The sequence below is a fragment of the Rhizobium skierniewicense genome (assembly GCF_014196515.1).
In the GTDB taxonomy this organism is placed as follows: domain Bacteria; phylum Pseudomonadota; class Alphaproteobacteria; order Rhizobiales; family Rhizobiaceae; genus Agrobacterium; species Agrobacterium skierniewicense.
This window is the reverse complement of sequence record NZ_JACIDV010000009.1, coordinates 37,994-53,588: the sequence shown is the minus strand read 5'-3', so window position 1 is coordinate 53,588 and position 15,595 is coordinate 37,994. Positions and strand designations below refer to the sequence as shown.

Annotated in this window: 14 protein-coding genes; 3 read left to right on the top strand and 11 right to left on the bottom strand. The window is 57.5% G+C overall.

Annotated features, from left to right (window positions below; all coding sequences use genetic code 11):
- Nucleotides 1-116: 116 nt before the first annotated feature.
- The gene (gene pepN, locus GGQ73_RS15165; protein WP_183897029.1) at nt 117-2,765 is read right to left on the bottom strand and encodes an aminopeptidase N; all 2,649 of its coding nucleotides are present in this window, start codon (nt 2,763-2,765) and stop codon (nt 117-119) included.
- Between the two features lie 302 nt (nt 2,766-3,067).
- Nucleotides 3,068-4,177: a methyl-accepting chemotaxis protein gene (locus tag GGQ73_RS15160; protein ID WP_183897028.1), complete on the bottom strand. Its 1,110-nt coding sequence runs from the start codon at nt 4,175-4,177 to the stop codon at nt 3,068-3,070.
- Between the two features lie 385 nt (nt 4,178-4,562).
- Between GGQ73_RS15160 and GGQ73_RS15155 the strand changes: the two genes are divergently transcribed.
- The gene (locus GGQ73_RS15155; protein WP_183897027.1) at nt 4,563-5,501 is read left to right on the top strand and encodes a DMT family transporter; all 939 of its coding nucleotides are present in this window, start codon (nt 4,563-4,565) and stop codon (nt 5,499-5,501) included.
- Nucleotides 5,502-5,774: 273 nt separating this feature from the next.
- On the top strand, nt 5,775-6,635 hold the full coding sequence (locus tag GGQ73_RS15150) for a hypothetical protein (protein ID WP_183897026.1): 861 nt from the start codon (nt 5,775-5,777) through the stop codon (nt 6,633-6,635).
- A 27-nt stretch (nt 6,636-6,662) separates the two neighbouring features.
- On the opposite strand, the gene GGQ73_RS15145 is transcribed toward GGQ73_RS15150, so the two are convergent.
- The 5 genes from GGQ73_RS15145 to GGQ73_RS15125 all read right to left on the bottom strand — a co-directional run bounded on the left by GGQ73_RS15145 (nt 6,663) and on the right by GGQ73_RS15125 (nt 11,360).
- Entirely contained in the window at nt 6,663-7,571 is a 909-nt protein-coding gene (locus GGQ73_RS15145; protein WP_183897025.1) for a hypothetical protein, read from the bottom strand.
- Nucleotides 7,572-7,771: 200 nt separating this feature from the next.
- A complete protein-coding gene (locus GGQ73_RS15140; protein WP_174152483.1) occupies nt 7,772-7,960 on the bottom strand; it encodes a hypothetical protein in 189 nt (62 codons plus the stop codon).
- A gap of 150 nt (nt 7,961-8,110) precedes the next feature.
- The gene (locus tag GGQ73_RS15135; RefSeq protein WP_183897024.1) at nt 8,111-8,986 is read right to left on the bottom strand and encodes a uracil-DNA glycosylase; all 876 of its coding nucleotides are present in this window, start codon (nt 8,984-8,986) and stop codon (nt 8,111-8,113) included.
- A 43-nt stretch (nt 8,987-9,029) separates the two neighbouring features.
- Nucleotides 9,030-10,322, bottom strand: a complete 1,293-nt coding sequence (locus GGQ73_RS15130) for an Hsp70 family protein (protein ID WP_174152485.1) — start codon at nt 10,320-10,322, stop codon at nt 9,030-9,032.
- A 141-nt stretch (nt 10,323-10,463) separates the two neighbouring features.
- Nucleotides 10,464-11,360 (bottom strand): LysR family transcriptional regulator, encoded by an 897-nt coding sequence (locus GGQ73_RS15125; RefSeq protein ID WP_174152486.1) that lies wholly within the window; start codon nt 11,358-11,360, stop codon nt 10,464-10,466.
- Nucleotides 11,361-11,465: 105 nt separating this feature from the next.
- Here GGQ73_RS15125 and blaOXA point away from each other — a divergent pair, with 105 nt between their 5' ends.
- The gene (blaOXA, locus tag GGQ73_RS15120) at nt 11,466-12,281 is read left to right on the top strand and encodes a class D beta-lactamase (RefSeq protein WP_183897023.1); all 816 of its coding nucleotides are present in this window, start codon (nt 11,466-11,468) and stop codon (nt 12,279-12,281) included.
- A 3-nt stretch (nt 12,282-12,284) separates the two neighbouring features.
- On the opposite strand, the gene GGQ73_RS15115 is transcribed toward blaOXA, so the two are convergent.
- The 4 genes from GGQ73_RS15115 to GGQ73_RS15100 form a co-directional block, all read right to left on the bottom strand.
- Nucleotides 12,285-12,488 carry a hypothetical protein gene (locus GGQ73_RS15115; RefSeq protein ID WP_183897022.1) on the bottom strand — a complete coding sequence of 68 codons (204 nt, stop codon included), beginning with the start codon at nt 12,486-12,488 and terminating at the stop codon, nt 12,285-12,287.
- 79 nt (nt 12,489-12,567) lie between these two features.
- Nucleotides 12,568-13,407, bottom strand: a complete 840-nt coding sequence (locus GGQ73_RS15110) for a hypothetical protein (RefSeq protein ID WP_183897021.1) — start codon at nt 13,405-13,407, stop codon at nt 12,568-12,570.
- Nucleotides 13,408-13,558: 151 nt separating this feature from the next.
- Nucleotides 13,559-14,512, bottom strand: coding sequence for a hypothetical protein (locus GGQ73_RS15105; RefSeq protein ID WP_183897020.1), 954 nt, complete (start codon nt 14,510-14,512; stop codon nt 13,559-13,561).
- A 180-nt stretch (nt 14,513-14,692) separates the two neighbouring features.
- Nucleotides 14,693-15,481, bottom strand: a complete 789-nt coding sequence (locus GGQ73_RS15100; protein WP_174152491.1) for an SDR family oxidoreductase — start codon at nt 15,479-15,481, stop codon at nt 14,693-14,695.
- Nucleotides 15,482-15,595 lie beyond the last annotated feature (114 nt).

Genomic DNA, 15,595 nt, shown 5'->3' with positions numbered 1-15,595 from the left:
GCTGATTCGGCTTGTCCAGAGCTTGTGGTTAAAAGAATTTTAACCCCTTGAACCGACTCCGTATTTTTTCGGGACGGATCTGGCGACTCGCTGCAAGTCGCCAGACTGACGCAATGTCAAGCCTTTAGCACGCGTTCCACGATATCGCGGACGTCCGTAGAGAGCGCCGGCGTGCGTTCGATCGTGGTGAGTGCCGCGCGTGCGTGGTCGGCTCTTACAGGCTCCAGAGACCGCCATGAGCGCATGGAGGTGAGGATGCGCGCGGCAAGCTGCGGGTTGCGCTTGTCGATGCTGACGATCTGTTGCGCAAGGAACCTGTACGCTTCGCCATCGGCCCGGTTGAAGCCGGTCGGGTTTCCGAAGGCAAACGTCCCGATGAGGGATCGGACGCGGTTCGGATTGGTCGCGATGAAGTGCCTCGAGCTCGTTAGCGACTGGATGCGGCCCAGCGCTCCTTCACCCGGCATGGCCGCCTGAATGGACAGCCACTTGTCGAGCACCAGCGCGTTGTCGGCAAAGCGGCTTTCGAATGTCGCAAGGGCCTGCGCGGTCTCTGTCGTGTCCGGGAAGCGTTGCGTCAAAACGCTGAGCGCATGGGCAAGATCCGTCATGTTGGTGGCTGCGGAGAATGCCGTCGAGGCGCGCTCGGGTGTCGGCTCGGCAAAAGACAGATAGCCCATGGCGATGTTGCGAAGGGACCGGCGACCGGCGCTTTCGGCATCGGGAGAATAGGCCCCCTTGTTCTCGAAAGCCGTGAACAACGACTTGAAGGTCTCGATGCCGGCCCTGGAAATCGCCGCCATCGCGGCGTTGCGCGCCGTGTGGATGGCGTCTGGGTCATTGTTGCGACCGATTTCACGGGCGACGTCCGCCTCGCTTGGCAGCCCGAGTGCCTGAGCGCGGAATGCCGGTTCAAGACTGTCATCGCCAGCAATGTCGATCAGGGCCGCGATGAAAGCGTCGTCGAACTGCGGCTCGGTGCCGTTCAAAACGGCCTGTGTCGCTTTGATGAGGTTTGGCATGGCGAGTGTTGCCAGGGCCTGCCAGCGCGAGAACATATCCGTATCGTGACGGGCAATCTGCACCATGTCGTCCGTGGACTGCTCGAGATGCAGGTTGATGGGTGCTGAGAATCCACGATTGATCGAAAGCACCGGGCGCGATGAAATGCCCGCGAACGTAAATGTCTGGCTCCGTTCGGTCAAATGCAGGACGCCATCCCGATACTCGCCGCCTTCGACCGTCGATGGTTCGGCAATCTGGCCATTGTCGAGGATAAGCGCGATGGACAATGGAATGTGGAGGGTTTGCTTGTTGGTCTGGCCGGGTGTTGCCGGAACGGTCTGCTCCAGCGACAGTGTGAAGGTCGAAGACGCCACGTCATAGGCCGTAGAAGCGCTGACAAGCGGTGTACCAGCCTGAATGTACCAACGGAAGAACTGGCTGAGATCGCGCCCGCTCGCCTCTTCGAAGCACGTGATGAAATCCTCGACAGTCGATGCATCGCCATCGTGACGTTCGAAGTAGAGGTCCATGCCCTTGCGAAAATCGTCGGCACCCAAGATGGTGGCGATCATGCCGGTGATCTCGGCGCCCTTCTCATAGACGGTCGTCGTGTAGAAGTTGTTGATTTCGCGGTACTTGTCGGGGCGCGGTGGATGCGCCAGCGGACCGCCGTCTTCCGGGAACTGTTCCGATTTCAGATGGCGCACATCGGCAATGCGCTTGACGGCGCGCGAACGCATGTCGGAGGAAAACTCCTGATCGCGATAAACCGTCAGGCCTTCCTTGAGGCATAGCTGGAACCAGTCGCGGCAGGTGATGCGATTGCCGGTCCAGTTGTGAAAATATTCATGTGCGATGATGCGCTCGATATTGGCATAATCGGCATCGGTGGCGGTGTCGGGATCGGCCAGAACATATTTGTCGTTGAAGACGTTGAGGCCTTTGTTCTCCATCGCGCCCATGTTGAAATCCGAGACGGCGACGATCATGAAGATATCCAGATCGTATTCGCGACCGAAGCGCTCTTCGTCCCATTTCATGGAGCGCTTGAGCGCATCCATTGCATAGGCTGCGCGCGGCTCCTTGCCGTGTTCGACATAGATTTTCAACGCGACGTCACGACCGGACATGGTGGTGAAGGTGTCTTCGATGAGACCCAGATCGCCCGCGACCAGCGCAAACAGATAGCTGGGTTTGGGGTGCGGATCGAACCAGGCAGCGAAATGGCGGCCTTCGTCGTAATTGCCGCCGCCGAGGAAATTGCCGTTCGACAGCAGGAACGTATTACCTTCCTTGGCCGCGATGATGGTGATCGTGTAGGGCGCCAGAACGTCGGGGCGATCAGGGAAATAGGTAATCCGGCGGAAGCCTTCGGCTTCGCACTGGGTGCAATAGACACCGTTTGTACGGTAAAGCCCCATCAACTTTGTGTTGGTTTCCGGGTTGATGTAGTTCGTTACGCAGATTTCGAAGGGAATTTCCTCCGGCAGATCGCGGATCGTCAGACTGTCCGGCGTCACGTCATATTGCGCAGCGGGAATATCGATCTGGTCCAGCAAAAGGCCAGAGAGTGTCAACTCATCGCCATCCAGGATGATCGGTGCTGATTTGTCGGCACCTTCGCGCCGATGGAAAATCAGTCGCGCTTCGACCTTGGTATTTTCAGGGTCGAGTTCGAAGGTGAGGTCAACTCGTTCGAGAACGAAATCTGTGGGGCGATAATCCGCCAGGTGAACGATCTGGCCCGTGTCTGTTCGCATGACTATTCCTGAATGAACCTTGTCTGCCACATCTCAGGTTTCATGCCGCATGCCACCTGAAAGTCGAATTGAAGTCGGTCACGTTCATGTGCAACTCGCAAAACATGATGTCCCGCGTATTTTTTACCAGACGGACGGTTCGATTGTCACCGATGACTGTGTCTCGCATTGGCACATCATTCCATTAAATGTTGAACGATTACTGAAATTATGGCCGCTTCAGAATTATATTACGATAAAATCGTCGATTGGTTAGCAATTCCGTTACGCCGTCGACGTTCTGATCCTGCGACCAAACGCTTTTACGTCTTTAGTCCAAGGCTCGCGCGAATTGCCTCTTCGCTTTCCGTTTGCTGGATGACGACACCGTACCAGCCCAGACCGTCGTAGTCCTCGTAGCCGAAGGTCTTGGCAAAGGCGACGATTGCACCCCCCGCATAGTAGCTTCCACGCATGGCATTTCCGATGTTTTTAAGGGGATAGCTGGTAAAGCGCAGAGCGGGATCGCTGCTGGCAATGACGCGCATATCACCATCCAGCAAAAGGACCACGGTGCGCGCGGCCACCGGCGGTGGCAGATTTGCCTCCTTTTCGACAATGGCGCGACCTTGTTCCTGCCAGTCGAAGTAGACGCCGAGTGTTCCAAGCAAGGCGCCATCATTCTTTCCGCCTTCTCGAATGCCGGTGGCATAGACGAGAACATCCCGGTCATCATGCAAAGGGCTGCTTTTGACCTGATCAACGATGTATTCGTCACCGCTGCGGCACTGCGACGCGGCGATGAACCAGGGTTCCAGCGTCATGTTGCGGCCGATCAGGCCGGATTTGTAGCGAGGATTGGCAGACGCGATCACCATGCCGCGACGGTCGGTCATCACCAGATCGATGTAAACCGTATAGAAGCGCGAAATAACGCCGAGGCGCTCTGATGCGAAGGCGGCATCTGCCTTTTCGGTGCTCTGCAGTGCCTGCCAGAGAGCCGTATCGGTTGCCCACCATCGCACGTCGGCGGTGCGTTCAAACAGGTTGCGCACGATGAGCTGGACCAGTGTCTGGGCCATGTCCATCAGGCGCACGCCCTCCATTTCCTCCACCAGCGCCTCAGCCATATCGCGGCTGAGGCCGATGCGGCTCAAGACATTCTGTTCGAAGGTCGAGGAAATGTCCGATGCGATCTGTGCCAGACGCTGCACCTCATTTGCGACCACGGAGAAACCTTTGCCCGCTTCACCCGCCCGTGCCGCTTCGATAAGAGCGTTGATGGCCAGTAGCCGGATCTGCTTGACGATATGGGTGTTATCCGTACTGAACTGCCGCAGATCGTTCGACATTCCATCTGTCACGATACGCATGCTGCGGGGCGTTGCTGGTGGCAACGCGTCTTTTCCCAGTGTCTTCAAGGCTGGTTTCATGAGCGTATCGTCTGTTCTACATGAAGGTTGACAGGGTGTCGTTCTCTCACCGTCCGGATCGAAAACTGCGGGCTCGATTGTGCTCATTTAGAATATAGTCTGGTTAATATTCGGTTTCTTCAAGTTGTCATAAGTAGAGGGGTGGCCGTTTATTATCTGCTGCTCAATACATCATTTGCATATATTTAAAGCATTTTTCATGTCGCCTGTTGGCTTTTGGGCAACCGGTCGGATGAAAAGCGAAGGAATAAATGCTCAATCTTGAGTTTCTGTCAGAATCGGCGGAAATATCTGATAGCCATGTTCTTGCAGTGCAGAGTCAGTTCGTGGCCCTGTGAGATGAAACCGGCTCACGCCCGCGTGGGCCCACGAGTGTCAGTTTCCAATGAGTGCCGCCGCCTATAACCCCATCCGGGGCATAAGCTTCAAATTGATTTCCGTTGCGTTCTTTCTGGTCATGCAGACATGCATCAAGGCGGCCGGGCCGGATATCCCTGCGGGACAGATCAGCTTTTTCCGCTCCGCCTTCGCCATCGTTCCCATCGTCATCTATCTCGCCTGGCTGCGCAGTCTTTCAAGCGCACTTTACACGAAGAATATATCCGGCCATTTCAAACGCGGATGCCTTGGCGTTCTCTCCATGGCATGCGGCTTTTACGGGCTGACCTTGCTACCTTTGCCCGAGTTCATCGCCATCGGCTATGCCTCGCCCCTTATGGCGGTTGTCTTTGCGTCCCTGCTGTTGGGAGAACAGGTGCGTGTCTATCGCTGGTCTGCGGTCGTGATCGGGATGACGGGCGTGGTCATCATTTTGTGGCCGAAGCTGACGCTGTTGCAACAGGGCGGTTTTGCGGCAGGTGAGGGGATCGGTGCCTTGGCGGTGTTGGCGGGTGCGGTCCTCGGCGGACTGGCCATGGTGCAGGTGCGCCAACTGGTCGTGACCGAAAAGACAGCAACCATCGTGCTCTATTTCTCGCTCACTGGCGCGTTTCTGTCGGCTCTCAGCCTGCCGTTCGATTGGGAAGGGCTCGATCTGAAGCAGGCGATATTGTTGATCTCCTGCGGCATCGCAGGCGGTATTGCCCAGATTTTGCTTACCGAAAGCTATCGCCACGCGGAGGTGTCTACCATAGCGCCGTTCGAATACAGTTCGATCCTGTTCGGTATCGCTGTGTCATATATCCTGTTCGGCGACATTCCCACTGCCAGCATGTTGGTCGGCACCGCAATTGTGGTATGCGCAGGGATCTTCATCATTTTCCGTGAGCACCAATTGGGTCTGGCCCGCAAGGCCGCGAAAAAGGCATCCACACCGCAGGGTTGAGCGCCGTGAGCATTAATGTGTTTCCTATTATGACAACATGCTGAAATGCTAGTTTTTTACTAAACCTTTGTTCAATTTGGGCGCGAATGTGATATCCAGCGTTTCGGTAAGGGTCAATTTGGGGTGGCGTATCGTGTTTGGGGTAAAACGCGGAAGGCCTGTTTGCGCGTTTCAGACCGCCAGAAATGGCGTATACGCGGATCAGGAAGACAACAGAGTGGTGATTGTTTGCCAGTCTGATGAGGTAACACCAGCTTTGTCGCAGGGGGAGCCATGAGGTATTCCCACGCCGAACTTGTCGCGCATCCGAAATTGCTCGGGGCGATACGAGGGCTCGCGCGCAACCTTCGCGCTGCCTACAACGACAATCCGAGGATCGCCCGGCTTTTGTCTGCGCACCAGAAATGGTTGATGACCCAAGCTGGCATGGCACTCAGTCTGGAGACGACGCCGCGCGGTTTCACGGTGGCGCAACTGCGCGAACTGGTGACGGAGAACGGGATTGCCAGCCGCAACACCGTCCAGAACTATCTCGATCAGCTTGAAATATATCGCTATGTCGAAAAGGTCGGCCCCGCAACGGTGCGTCCTCGCCGCTACAGGGCGTCGCAGATTAGCGAGCAGACCATGCTGATGTGGTATGTCGCAAACCTCGCGGCACTGGATGGGATGGATGGCGGAACCCGAGCCGCGACGATGATGGCCCAGCCTGAACTTCTGGCGCTGGCGCAGCCGCAGGCCGCGCGCAATTGCATACTCCACAAGGATTGGGTAGAGCCACCAGCGCGTGTTGGCCTGTTCCTCTGGACCGAAGCAGGCGCACTGGTGATGGACGAATTCATCAGCCGTATCGAAGACGCCGACCGCGAAACCGACCGCATTGACATCGGCTTTGTCGACGCGCGCGCCATGGCGGGCGAGTTCATGATGTCGCGCACCCATCTCCAGCGCCTGCTCAACAAGGCTGCCGAGCAGGGCACGATGGGCTGGCATGATGACAGCCTGCGCAGCGGCATGTGGTTTTCACGCGAATTCCTCGATGAATATTGTAACTGGCAGGCCATCAAGTTCGTCTACGTGAACGACGCGTTTCTGGCCGCACGCGACGCGTCGCCGGTGATGTTGCCCGAATAGTTTGGTTCTGTCATTCTGGTTGAGGCCTCAGGTGACGTCAGACGAAAAGGCTGCGTCCACTTTGCTCTTCTCATGCAGAAATTTGGATGAGGACTTGTCCGATCCCTTCGCTGTCCAAAGACTGGCCTTAGGATTGTAATCGAGGCTTATGAGGTCAGCCGGAATATCGCCAAAAACCTGTCCGAACTGGCGAGCCCCGATCTTCAAAAGGTAATGCGGTATGATCTGATCGATGTGGTAGGAGGGATTTTTCGCGAGGACCGCAAGAAGCGTTGTTGAAAAGCGTCTGGAAAACCGGCGTACAGCGTCGGAATTTCCATAATAGACCGCGTTCGCGAGGATTTTGTGCCACGGCTTGCGTGTATGCGGCCGGAAGCTGAAGGCACCTTCGCTTTTCAGGTTTCCGATTTTCCGCCAGGGCGATGTCTTTGCAATCGTATCGACATCCAGGATCAGCAATCGCGCCACGCCTTGATCGAGCAGTTGGTCTGCAACAACAAAGCGTGCACTATTATAGTAGATGTTCACCCGTCTCGGTAAAGTCAGCCCCGTCAGCGGATCTGCACTGACGCTCAAGATAACGGTCGGCAACTCATTGCGCAGGCGTTCGATCTGGTCAAGCACATCGCGGTTGGGTCGGATGAGATGAAGATGGACGTAAAACCTGTCCTTTATCATCGACAGAGATTGAATAAAGGAGACGGCATATCGCCAGAAATAAGCCTCGTCACAGGCCACGAGAATGACATCCTGACCACTGATGTCCTGTTGAAAATCGAGATCGATAGATGCTTTGTATCGTTCAAGAGCATCGTTGTTGAACGTTTTTGAAATGGACGAAAGAAGGGCGGAGTGGAAGATCACGCCTCTCCAGTACCAAGAATGTCTTTTCTTCTTGATCGGACCGCTTTCATGCAGGCTCATGTCGAATGTCATGCGCGCCATCTTTCAACAAGGAACACTGTTTTAAAACTCGTATCAGCGGAGCTGAGTACAAGCCGGGTGTTGAAAAATCAAGGCGAGTGCTGCGGCACGGGACAAGGTCAGCCAAAAACGCAAAAGCGCCTCTCCGTCGGAAAGGCGCTGCGAAGCGTCGGATCATAAAGTCTACGAGGTCCAGCCCTGAGACTGTCGTCTCAGCGCTCGCGGAAATCCGCGAAGACAGCCGATGGACGGGTTGTACGAACCTGCTGGGCCGATGCGCGAGCGGTCAGCTGTTCGTTGGTTCCACCAAAGCGGTGGTAGCCATTGCTGGAGCGCGGGCCAAGGCCTGCGAGCCTGAGTGTTTCAAAGCCGGAGTGAACCGGACGGAAGCGAGTGGTCATTGCCTTGGTTCCTTAAACCTTTTCCTCCCAAGACAAGATGACTTATTGCAGTGCGGTAGAGATTCGGCAAGAAACGGAACTGCGCCGCTGTTATGCGCCATTTGCATGGCTTTCTTCATAATTGATTCACACTGCTCAAAAAGGAAGCGTTCACATCTCGCGAATACGCGCCTGAAATGCCAATAAATCCTGCCAGGCCAATGGCTTACTGGCGGGTGCATTCAAAAGTTCCTGAGGGTGGAGAGTTGCGATGGCAGGCACGATACCGTGGCCGGATGCGACATCACGCCACTGTCCGCGCAAGGTATGGATCGTTCCCGCGCCGCCAAAGAAAAAACGGGCGGTGAAGTTGCCCAAAAGCAACAGTACTTTGGGCTCCGCCAATGCCACCTGTCTCTCGATGAAGGGGCGGCAGATCTCCATTTCGGCATGGGAGGGAGAGCGGTTGCCCGGCGGGCGCCATGGAACAACGTTGGTCAGCAGAAGCTGGGCGCGATGAAGCCCGATGGCCGCAAGCATTCGGTCGAGAAGCAAGCCGGTCTTGCCGACATACAACAGGCCCTCGCGGTCGTCATCCGCATCCGGCATGGGACCGATGACCATGATGCCGGAAGACGGGTCGCCCTCGGCGAAAATCGTGTTGCGGGCGCTGTTTTTCAGATTGCAGCCGTTGAAGCTTTCCAGCGCTGTCTTGAGCTCCGGTAACGAGCGGGCTGCCTCAGCCGCGAAACGAGCGGCGGCAATGGCCTGATCGTCCGGCATGGCGACATTGGTTTGAATGGCGGGCGCAGGTGGCGGTGCAGCGGCACGCGATGACGGTTTGGATGGTGCGGTGCGCGGCGGTGCTTCATTCTGCTGTGGCTGAGACTGCGTCTCACGGTGAGCGGGGCGGTTCTGGCGGCTGGCCGCAAACTCCGCGAAACGATCCAGCGGGCCGTCTTCCAACAGCCACTCCACGCCCGCATCCGCATGAAAATGCAAAAGCGCCGCCAGTTCTGCCGTGGAAAGGTCCTGCACCGAGATCATGGCTTGACGCTACCCTATCTGTCCGACTGGCGAAACCCCGTCATCACGCTGTCCAGCGCTCAATGTCGCCGCTTTCGCCAATCATCGCCAGACCATGGGCAATCGACAGCAACTCGCCGCCTGTTTCGATCTTGTCGGCATCGAAACGGCGCGTGAAGAGCTGGCGCACGGCAGGCACAAACGAGGTACCGCCGGTCAAAAACACCTTGTCGATGGCGTCAGGTGCGGTTTGTGTTTTCTCCAGCACCTCATCCAGCGCGCCTTCGATCTTGGCCAGATCGTCGCTGATCCAGTGGTCGAAATCCGAGCGCTTGACGGTCTTGCGACCCGCCTTGCCCAGCGGCGAGAAATTGAACTCCGCTTCTTCCTGCGACGACAGCGCCATCTTGGTGGCGGAAATGGCCTGATAGAGTGGATAGCCTTCGTCATGTTCGACAAGCTCCACGAACATTTCCAGCTTCTCCGGCTCCAGCGCGGAGCGGACCAGAGATTTCAGGTCGGCAAACTCCTTGGTGGTCTTGAAGATGGAGAGCTGGTTCCAGCGCCCGAAGTTGACATAGTAGCCGCCCGGAACGTCCAGCACCTTGTCGAAACTCTTGAACTTGCTGCCCTTGCCGATTTCCGGCGAGACCAGATTGTCGATCATGCGGAAGTCGAAGTGGTCTCCGGCGACGCCGACGCCCGAGTGGCCGATAGGGGTGGCGGAGAGCTTGCCGCCATGGGTTTCGAACCGGATAAGCGAATAGTCGGTGGTGCCGCCGCCGAAATCGGCAACGAGAACATTGGCGTCCTTCTTCAGGCTCTGAGCGAAATAATAGGCCGCAGCAACGGGCTCATAGACATAGTGGATTTCCGGAAAACCGGCGCGGGTCAGCGCGTCGTTGTAGCGGGCCAGCGCCAGCGCTTCATCGGGATTGGCACCTGCAAAACGCACAGGCCGACCGGCAATGACGCTCGATATGTCGCTGGGCCACTCATCGCCCGCATAGGACTTCAGCTTGCGCAGAAAGACTTCCATCAAATCCTCGAAGCTCTGGCGCTTGGCAAAGACCAGCGTGCCCTGAAACAGCGAGGATGCAGCAAAGGTCTTGATGGATTGCAGAAAGCGACAGTCGCCCGGATTGTCGATGAACTGCTGAATGGCGGCATGACCCGCCTCGACGTGAAGCGCAGCCGCCCCCATGGTCCGGTCCTTCATGAAGGACAGGGCCGTTCGCATGCTGTCTGCGGTTCCGGCGCTGCTGGTAAAGCGCATCGAATGGCTGTCTTTACCGCTGTCGGAAAGTGCCATGACCGTGTTGGTCGTGCCGAAATCGAGGCCGAGTGTCCGTGTCATGGCGAAATTCCTTGGTTCTTTAGACAGGTCGAAATGGGCCGAGGCATGCTCATGCCCGTCAGTCAGGATGCCCATGGCATCGGTGATGTTTGAGAAGGGCGGGTCATTGCATGCTGGCTGGCGCATGGCAACCCGAACAGGTCAATTTTTTGACGCTTGGGCTGCCCGGGTAAGCTTGGATTCTTCCATCAGCCATGCCGAGAACGTGGCCATAGCAGGTGTCACCGGCCGCGATTTCAGCCGCGTCAGCCAGTAGCAGCCTTTAGAGACATAGACCGGAAACGGCTGCTCCAGCGCGCCTGACGACAGGTGTCGACCGAACATCAATGGCGGGGCAAGCGCAACGCCCGCACCCTGCAAGGCCGCTTCGATCATCGACACGGACGAATCGAACACGATGCCACGAATTTTCGGAGCGGAGACACCGGCCGCCTCAAACCAGTCCGGCCATTCGTCCACACGGTAGGAACGCAGGAGTGGTTGGGTTGCGACATCATGCGGCGAGGCGAGCTGCTGCGCGATTGCGGGGATGCACAGCATCGAATGCGGCGCTTCGAACAGCTCGTCGGCATCGGTGTCATGCCATGCGCCGTTGCCGAAACGAATGGCGTAGTCCAGGCCCTCCGCGGCGATATCGACGCGATTGTTGTTGGTGGAAAGCCTGATTTCGATGAAGGGATAGCGCGTCTGAAACCCACCCAGGCGCGGCAAAAGCCAGCCGACAGCGAAGGTCCCGACCGCACCCAGCGTCAGCACATCGCGCAGATGGCCTTCCTCGAAGCGTTGCAGCATATCGGCCATGCTGTCGAACGAAGCGCGCAGCGTCGGCAAAAGCGCAAGCCCGTCTTCGGTAATCATCAAACCGCGCGGCAAACGCCGGAACAGTTCGACGCCGAGTTTCTGTTCCAGAAGCTTGACCTGGTGGCTGATTGCAGTTTGCGTGACGCACAGTTCAATCGCCGCGCGCGTGAAGCTGAGATGTCGTGCTGCGGCTTCGAAAGCGCGCAGTGCGTTGAGGGGAAGATGCGGGCGGACCATCGATAAGACCAATTAAAATTCATGCCTGAAACCAGATATCATCATTTGTCGCGCCATGACAGGCTGGACTAAAACAGCGGCACCACAAGCAAATGGAGAGTATCCATGACGACAAAGCCGCACATCGGCCTCATTTTTTATTCCGTATTTACAATCGGTTGTTTGGGTTCCTTCAGTGCCCGAGCCGCCGAGACGGTGCAATGCACGGTCATTCTGGACGTCACGACGGGTGAGGCGCTACACCGGCAAGGCACGTGCGACAGGGCTTTCGCGCCCCAATCCACCTTCAAGCTGCCTTTGGCCATCATGGGCTACGATGCGGGTATTTTGAAGGACGAGACGACACCACGTTGGGATTACAAGGCCGAGTGGAAAAAGCCCAAGCGGCAGCAGAAGTCCGTCGATCCAACCATTTGGGAACGTGATTCCATCGTCTGGTACTCGCAGGAAATCACCCGGCGTTTGGGCGAGCAGAAATTCGCCGATTATGCCCGCCGCTTCGATTATGGCAATGCGGATGTGCGCGGCGTGAAGGGGCGCTCGGATGGGTTGACCGAGGCGTGGTTGATGTCATCTCTGGCGATATCCGGCGACCAGCAGGTGAATTTCCTGCGCCGTTTCCGCTTGGGCAAGCTGCCCGTTTCCAGGGCTGCGTCCGAAAAGACCATGGCGATCATCCCTGCATTCACCGCCGCCGATGGCTGGAAGGTGCAGGGCAAGACGGGTTCCGGCCGTATGCGCACCAAGGCAGGCCGGTATGATGGCGATTCCTGGCTCGGTTGGTTCGTCGGTTGGGCACAGAAGGGCGACAGGCAAGTGGTCTTTGCCAAGCTGAACATACAGGACTGGAAAAGCGCGGAGCCGATCAGCTTTGCCACGCGTGACGCGCTGATCGCTGACCTGCCGAAACTGGTAAAGTAAGCGTCAGCGAATAAAGCGTCGCGATGCCCAGATCACCACGATGCCCGCGACGAGAACCAGCGCGCCGCGCAACAGCCATGGACTTTGATTGATCATGAAGCTGGAGGCGGGGTAGGGGAAGTAGCCGCTGCCCTGCCCAATCCAGATGAGGCCGATCAGGGCCACCAACGCGCCGATTATGGTCAGGGAAATCCGGAGTATCTGCATGATGTGCCTCGATAGGAAAAAACCTCCCCGGAGTTTATCCCGAAGAGGTTTCGATTGCCATTCGAATCGGATGCTTCGATCAGGCCTGCGCGTAATACGTCTCGACCAGGCTTGGCTTGGGCTCTTGTGTGTCGGTGTCGGCGAGTAGCGTGCTCTTGGTAACAGCCGGGTCCGTGTTGGCGATGGCATCGAGCAGTCCGCGCAGAATGCGGTTCTTTTGTACCTCGGCAGCATGGTTACGGGCAGCGTCTGCTGCGGCCTGTTCTTCATCGGCGAGGCGGCGCAGCGAGGATCGGGTCTCTACAGCGTCGAATTGAAAGGGTCTCTCGGTGCGAACCGGACCATCTGACGATACCGGCCGCCGTACCGCCACGGGTGCGGATGCAACAGGTGTCGACGGAGAGGCGGTCTGAGGCACAGAACCATTGGTGCCCTGAATGGGCGCGGACGAACCGGCGGTGCCGTTCTCAACCGGCATGGATTTGCCAGCTTCAGCATCATTGTCATTGCTTGCTGTCGGCTCGTCTGCAACAGGCTCGGAATCAGTGGGTTGCGACTTCTCGGGTGCGTTGGTCGGTTCAGGCCCGGTGTCTTCAATCGGTGCTGATGCTACGGGTTGGTCGTCTGCGTCCCCGGCGGAAGCTGATGGAGATTGCGCAGACGCGGTTTCGTCCGTTGTCGGCTGACCATCGACAGGCTGACTCTCGCTTGTCGCTGGCTGCGTCGGCGCCGGCGAATAGGTGCCGTCGTCGGTATCCTTGTCTTCAGCCGTGGTGGGCGTGCTGGCAGCAGGCTGGGTCGTGGTCTGGCTCGCCGGGCCGGAGGACGCCGAACCGCTGCTCGTTGTCGTGCCTGACGATTGCCCGCCGGTGCTGCCCGTTGCCGGCGTCGTTCTGGGTGGGAAGAGTGCTTCTAACATGGGAGTGCGCCAAAATTGATATTGGCCACTCAGCTAAATCACCGCCCCCCAAAAATCAGTGCACTCACGTCATCAAATTTTAATCAAACGCTGATGCATGAACCTGCAACAGCAATTATGGTGAATAATCATTGACCGTGATGATCGCGACTTAGTCTACGCTCTGGTCATGACCTGATTTCAGCGTCTCCAGCCGCTCGCGCATGGCGTCCTGCACGAAGTGTGCAACGTCGCCCATGGACATGCCGTGGTCCACAAGGTTCAGCACGAGATTGGCGATCCCGGCGCGGGATTCGTCATCGGCTCCGGGCAAATTCAGCGCGCTGGCATGCTGGTCCATGAACGGGACGCGGCGGTAAAAGCCGGTACCGAAAATGTGCAGCCACATGCGCTCGAGAATATAGCCGTTGCATGCGGCTGTTCCCACCGAAAAGTCGTACATCGCATCCTTGGACACCTCTGGCAGTCCCGCAACATGCGCGTTGCGGACGGCAAAGATGGCGCCGTAGGAAAAGACACCGGCGCTGTGACGGTCGGCTTCATCCGCCAGCGCATCCAGCTTCCAGGCGCGCAAGGCATGCGCGGCGATATTGCTGGTGTTGGGTGAGATACCCTGGATCGTTTTGTAGACGAGGCCCATGTTCCAGGCGCCGACATCGGTGAATTCGAGTGCGACCCAATCGAAAAGGGAAAATGTCTCAGGCCGAACGCGAAGATGCAGCGGGAAATATTCATTGTAACGGTCGAGTTGTGCCGATGGTGGGATATTCCGGTCTGCCAGCCACTGCCACGACAGTGGCTGCACATCATCCCATCTGCGCCAGTTTCTCAAGATGTCAATGAAATCTGGGCTATGGGTAATCGGGTCGCCTTGCGAAAACACGGTGAAATAGCGATCGTCCGTCGCACGCGTTCTCATGTGGTGAAGGTAAGTCTCGGACTCGCGTCCGACATTCGGTCTGGCCACGATTTCGTCCGCACGGGCAAGCACCGTTGGCGAGGTAATCTCCTGACCCTTGTTGTAAATGATGACCCGAAAATCCGCAGGGATATCCACGATCCATTCAAGAGCTTCGTTGTATCTCGCCAAAATGATGGTGTGCATGGATCCCCTCGCGACTATAGGGGCCAAGGCATTGGTTGGCTCCATGATGCTTGAAGTATGCGGTCAAGCTTGTGTGGACGTTGTGCAGCCAGTTCACGCCATGACCTTGGTAACTGTCGAGCAAGCAAAGGCGGCCTGCCCGACGTTGCTTGCCGGACAGGCGTTGTATTATGCCCGTTTTCAGATGGACTTCGACGCTCCGCCATCCACGCGCAACATGGTGCCGGTGATGTAGCTGGCGGGCTGCGAGCACAGGAAGGCACCGGCTGCTGCAAACTCCTCGACCTTGCCCAGGCGACCGGCCGGAATGGTTTTCAGCGATGCCTCGCGCACCTCTTCGACGCTCTTGCCCAGCCGCTTTGCATTGGCGCCATCCAGTTCATCGATGCGATCCGTGTGGATGCGACCCGGAAGCAGCATGTTGGCGGTGATACCGGAACCGGCGATCTCCGATGCCAGTGTCTTGTTCCAGCCCACCAGCGCACCGCGCAGAGTGTTTGAAAGCGCCAGATTGGGGATGGGCTCGAACACGCCTGACGAGGCAACGGTCAGGATACGACCCCAGCCTTGCTCCTTCATGTGCGGCAGGAAGGCGCCGGTCAGCGCAATGACGCGAAGAACCATGGACTGGAAGAAAGTCTCAAGCTTCTCCACGGTGATATCCTGCGCCATGCCGGGCGTGGGGCCACCGGTGTTGTTGACAAGAATGTCGATACCCCCGAGCTTTTCCGTCACCGCTTGGATCATCGTCTCGACGAAATCGTCTCGCGAAAGATCACCTTGCACCCAATCTGCCTTGCCTTTGCCCAGCGCATTGATGGCCTCGACGTTCGCGGCCAGCTTTTCAGCCGTGCGGCCAACGAGCAGCACATGTGCGCCCTCTTTGGCCAAGGCCGTTGCAATGCCGAGGCCAAGGCCGCGCGACGATGCCAGAACAAGTGCGCGTTTGCCGGAAATGCCGAAATCCATGGAGTTCCTCCTGATGATGTTGTCTGGTTATAGGGGGCACTGGCAGGGTTTTGAAGGCGGCGACCGTGATTATTTCTACGGCGGACGATCCCTTCCGGGAGCCTTGACGTTCTA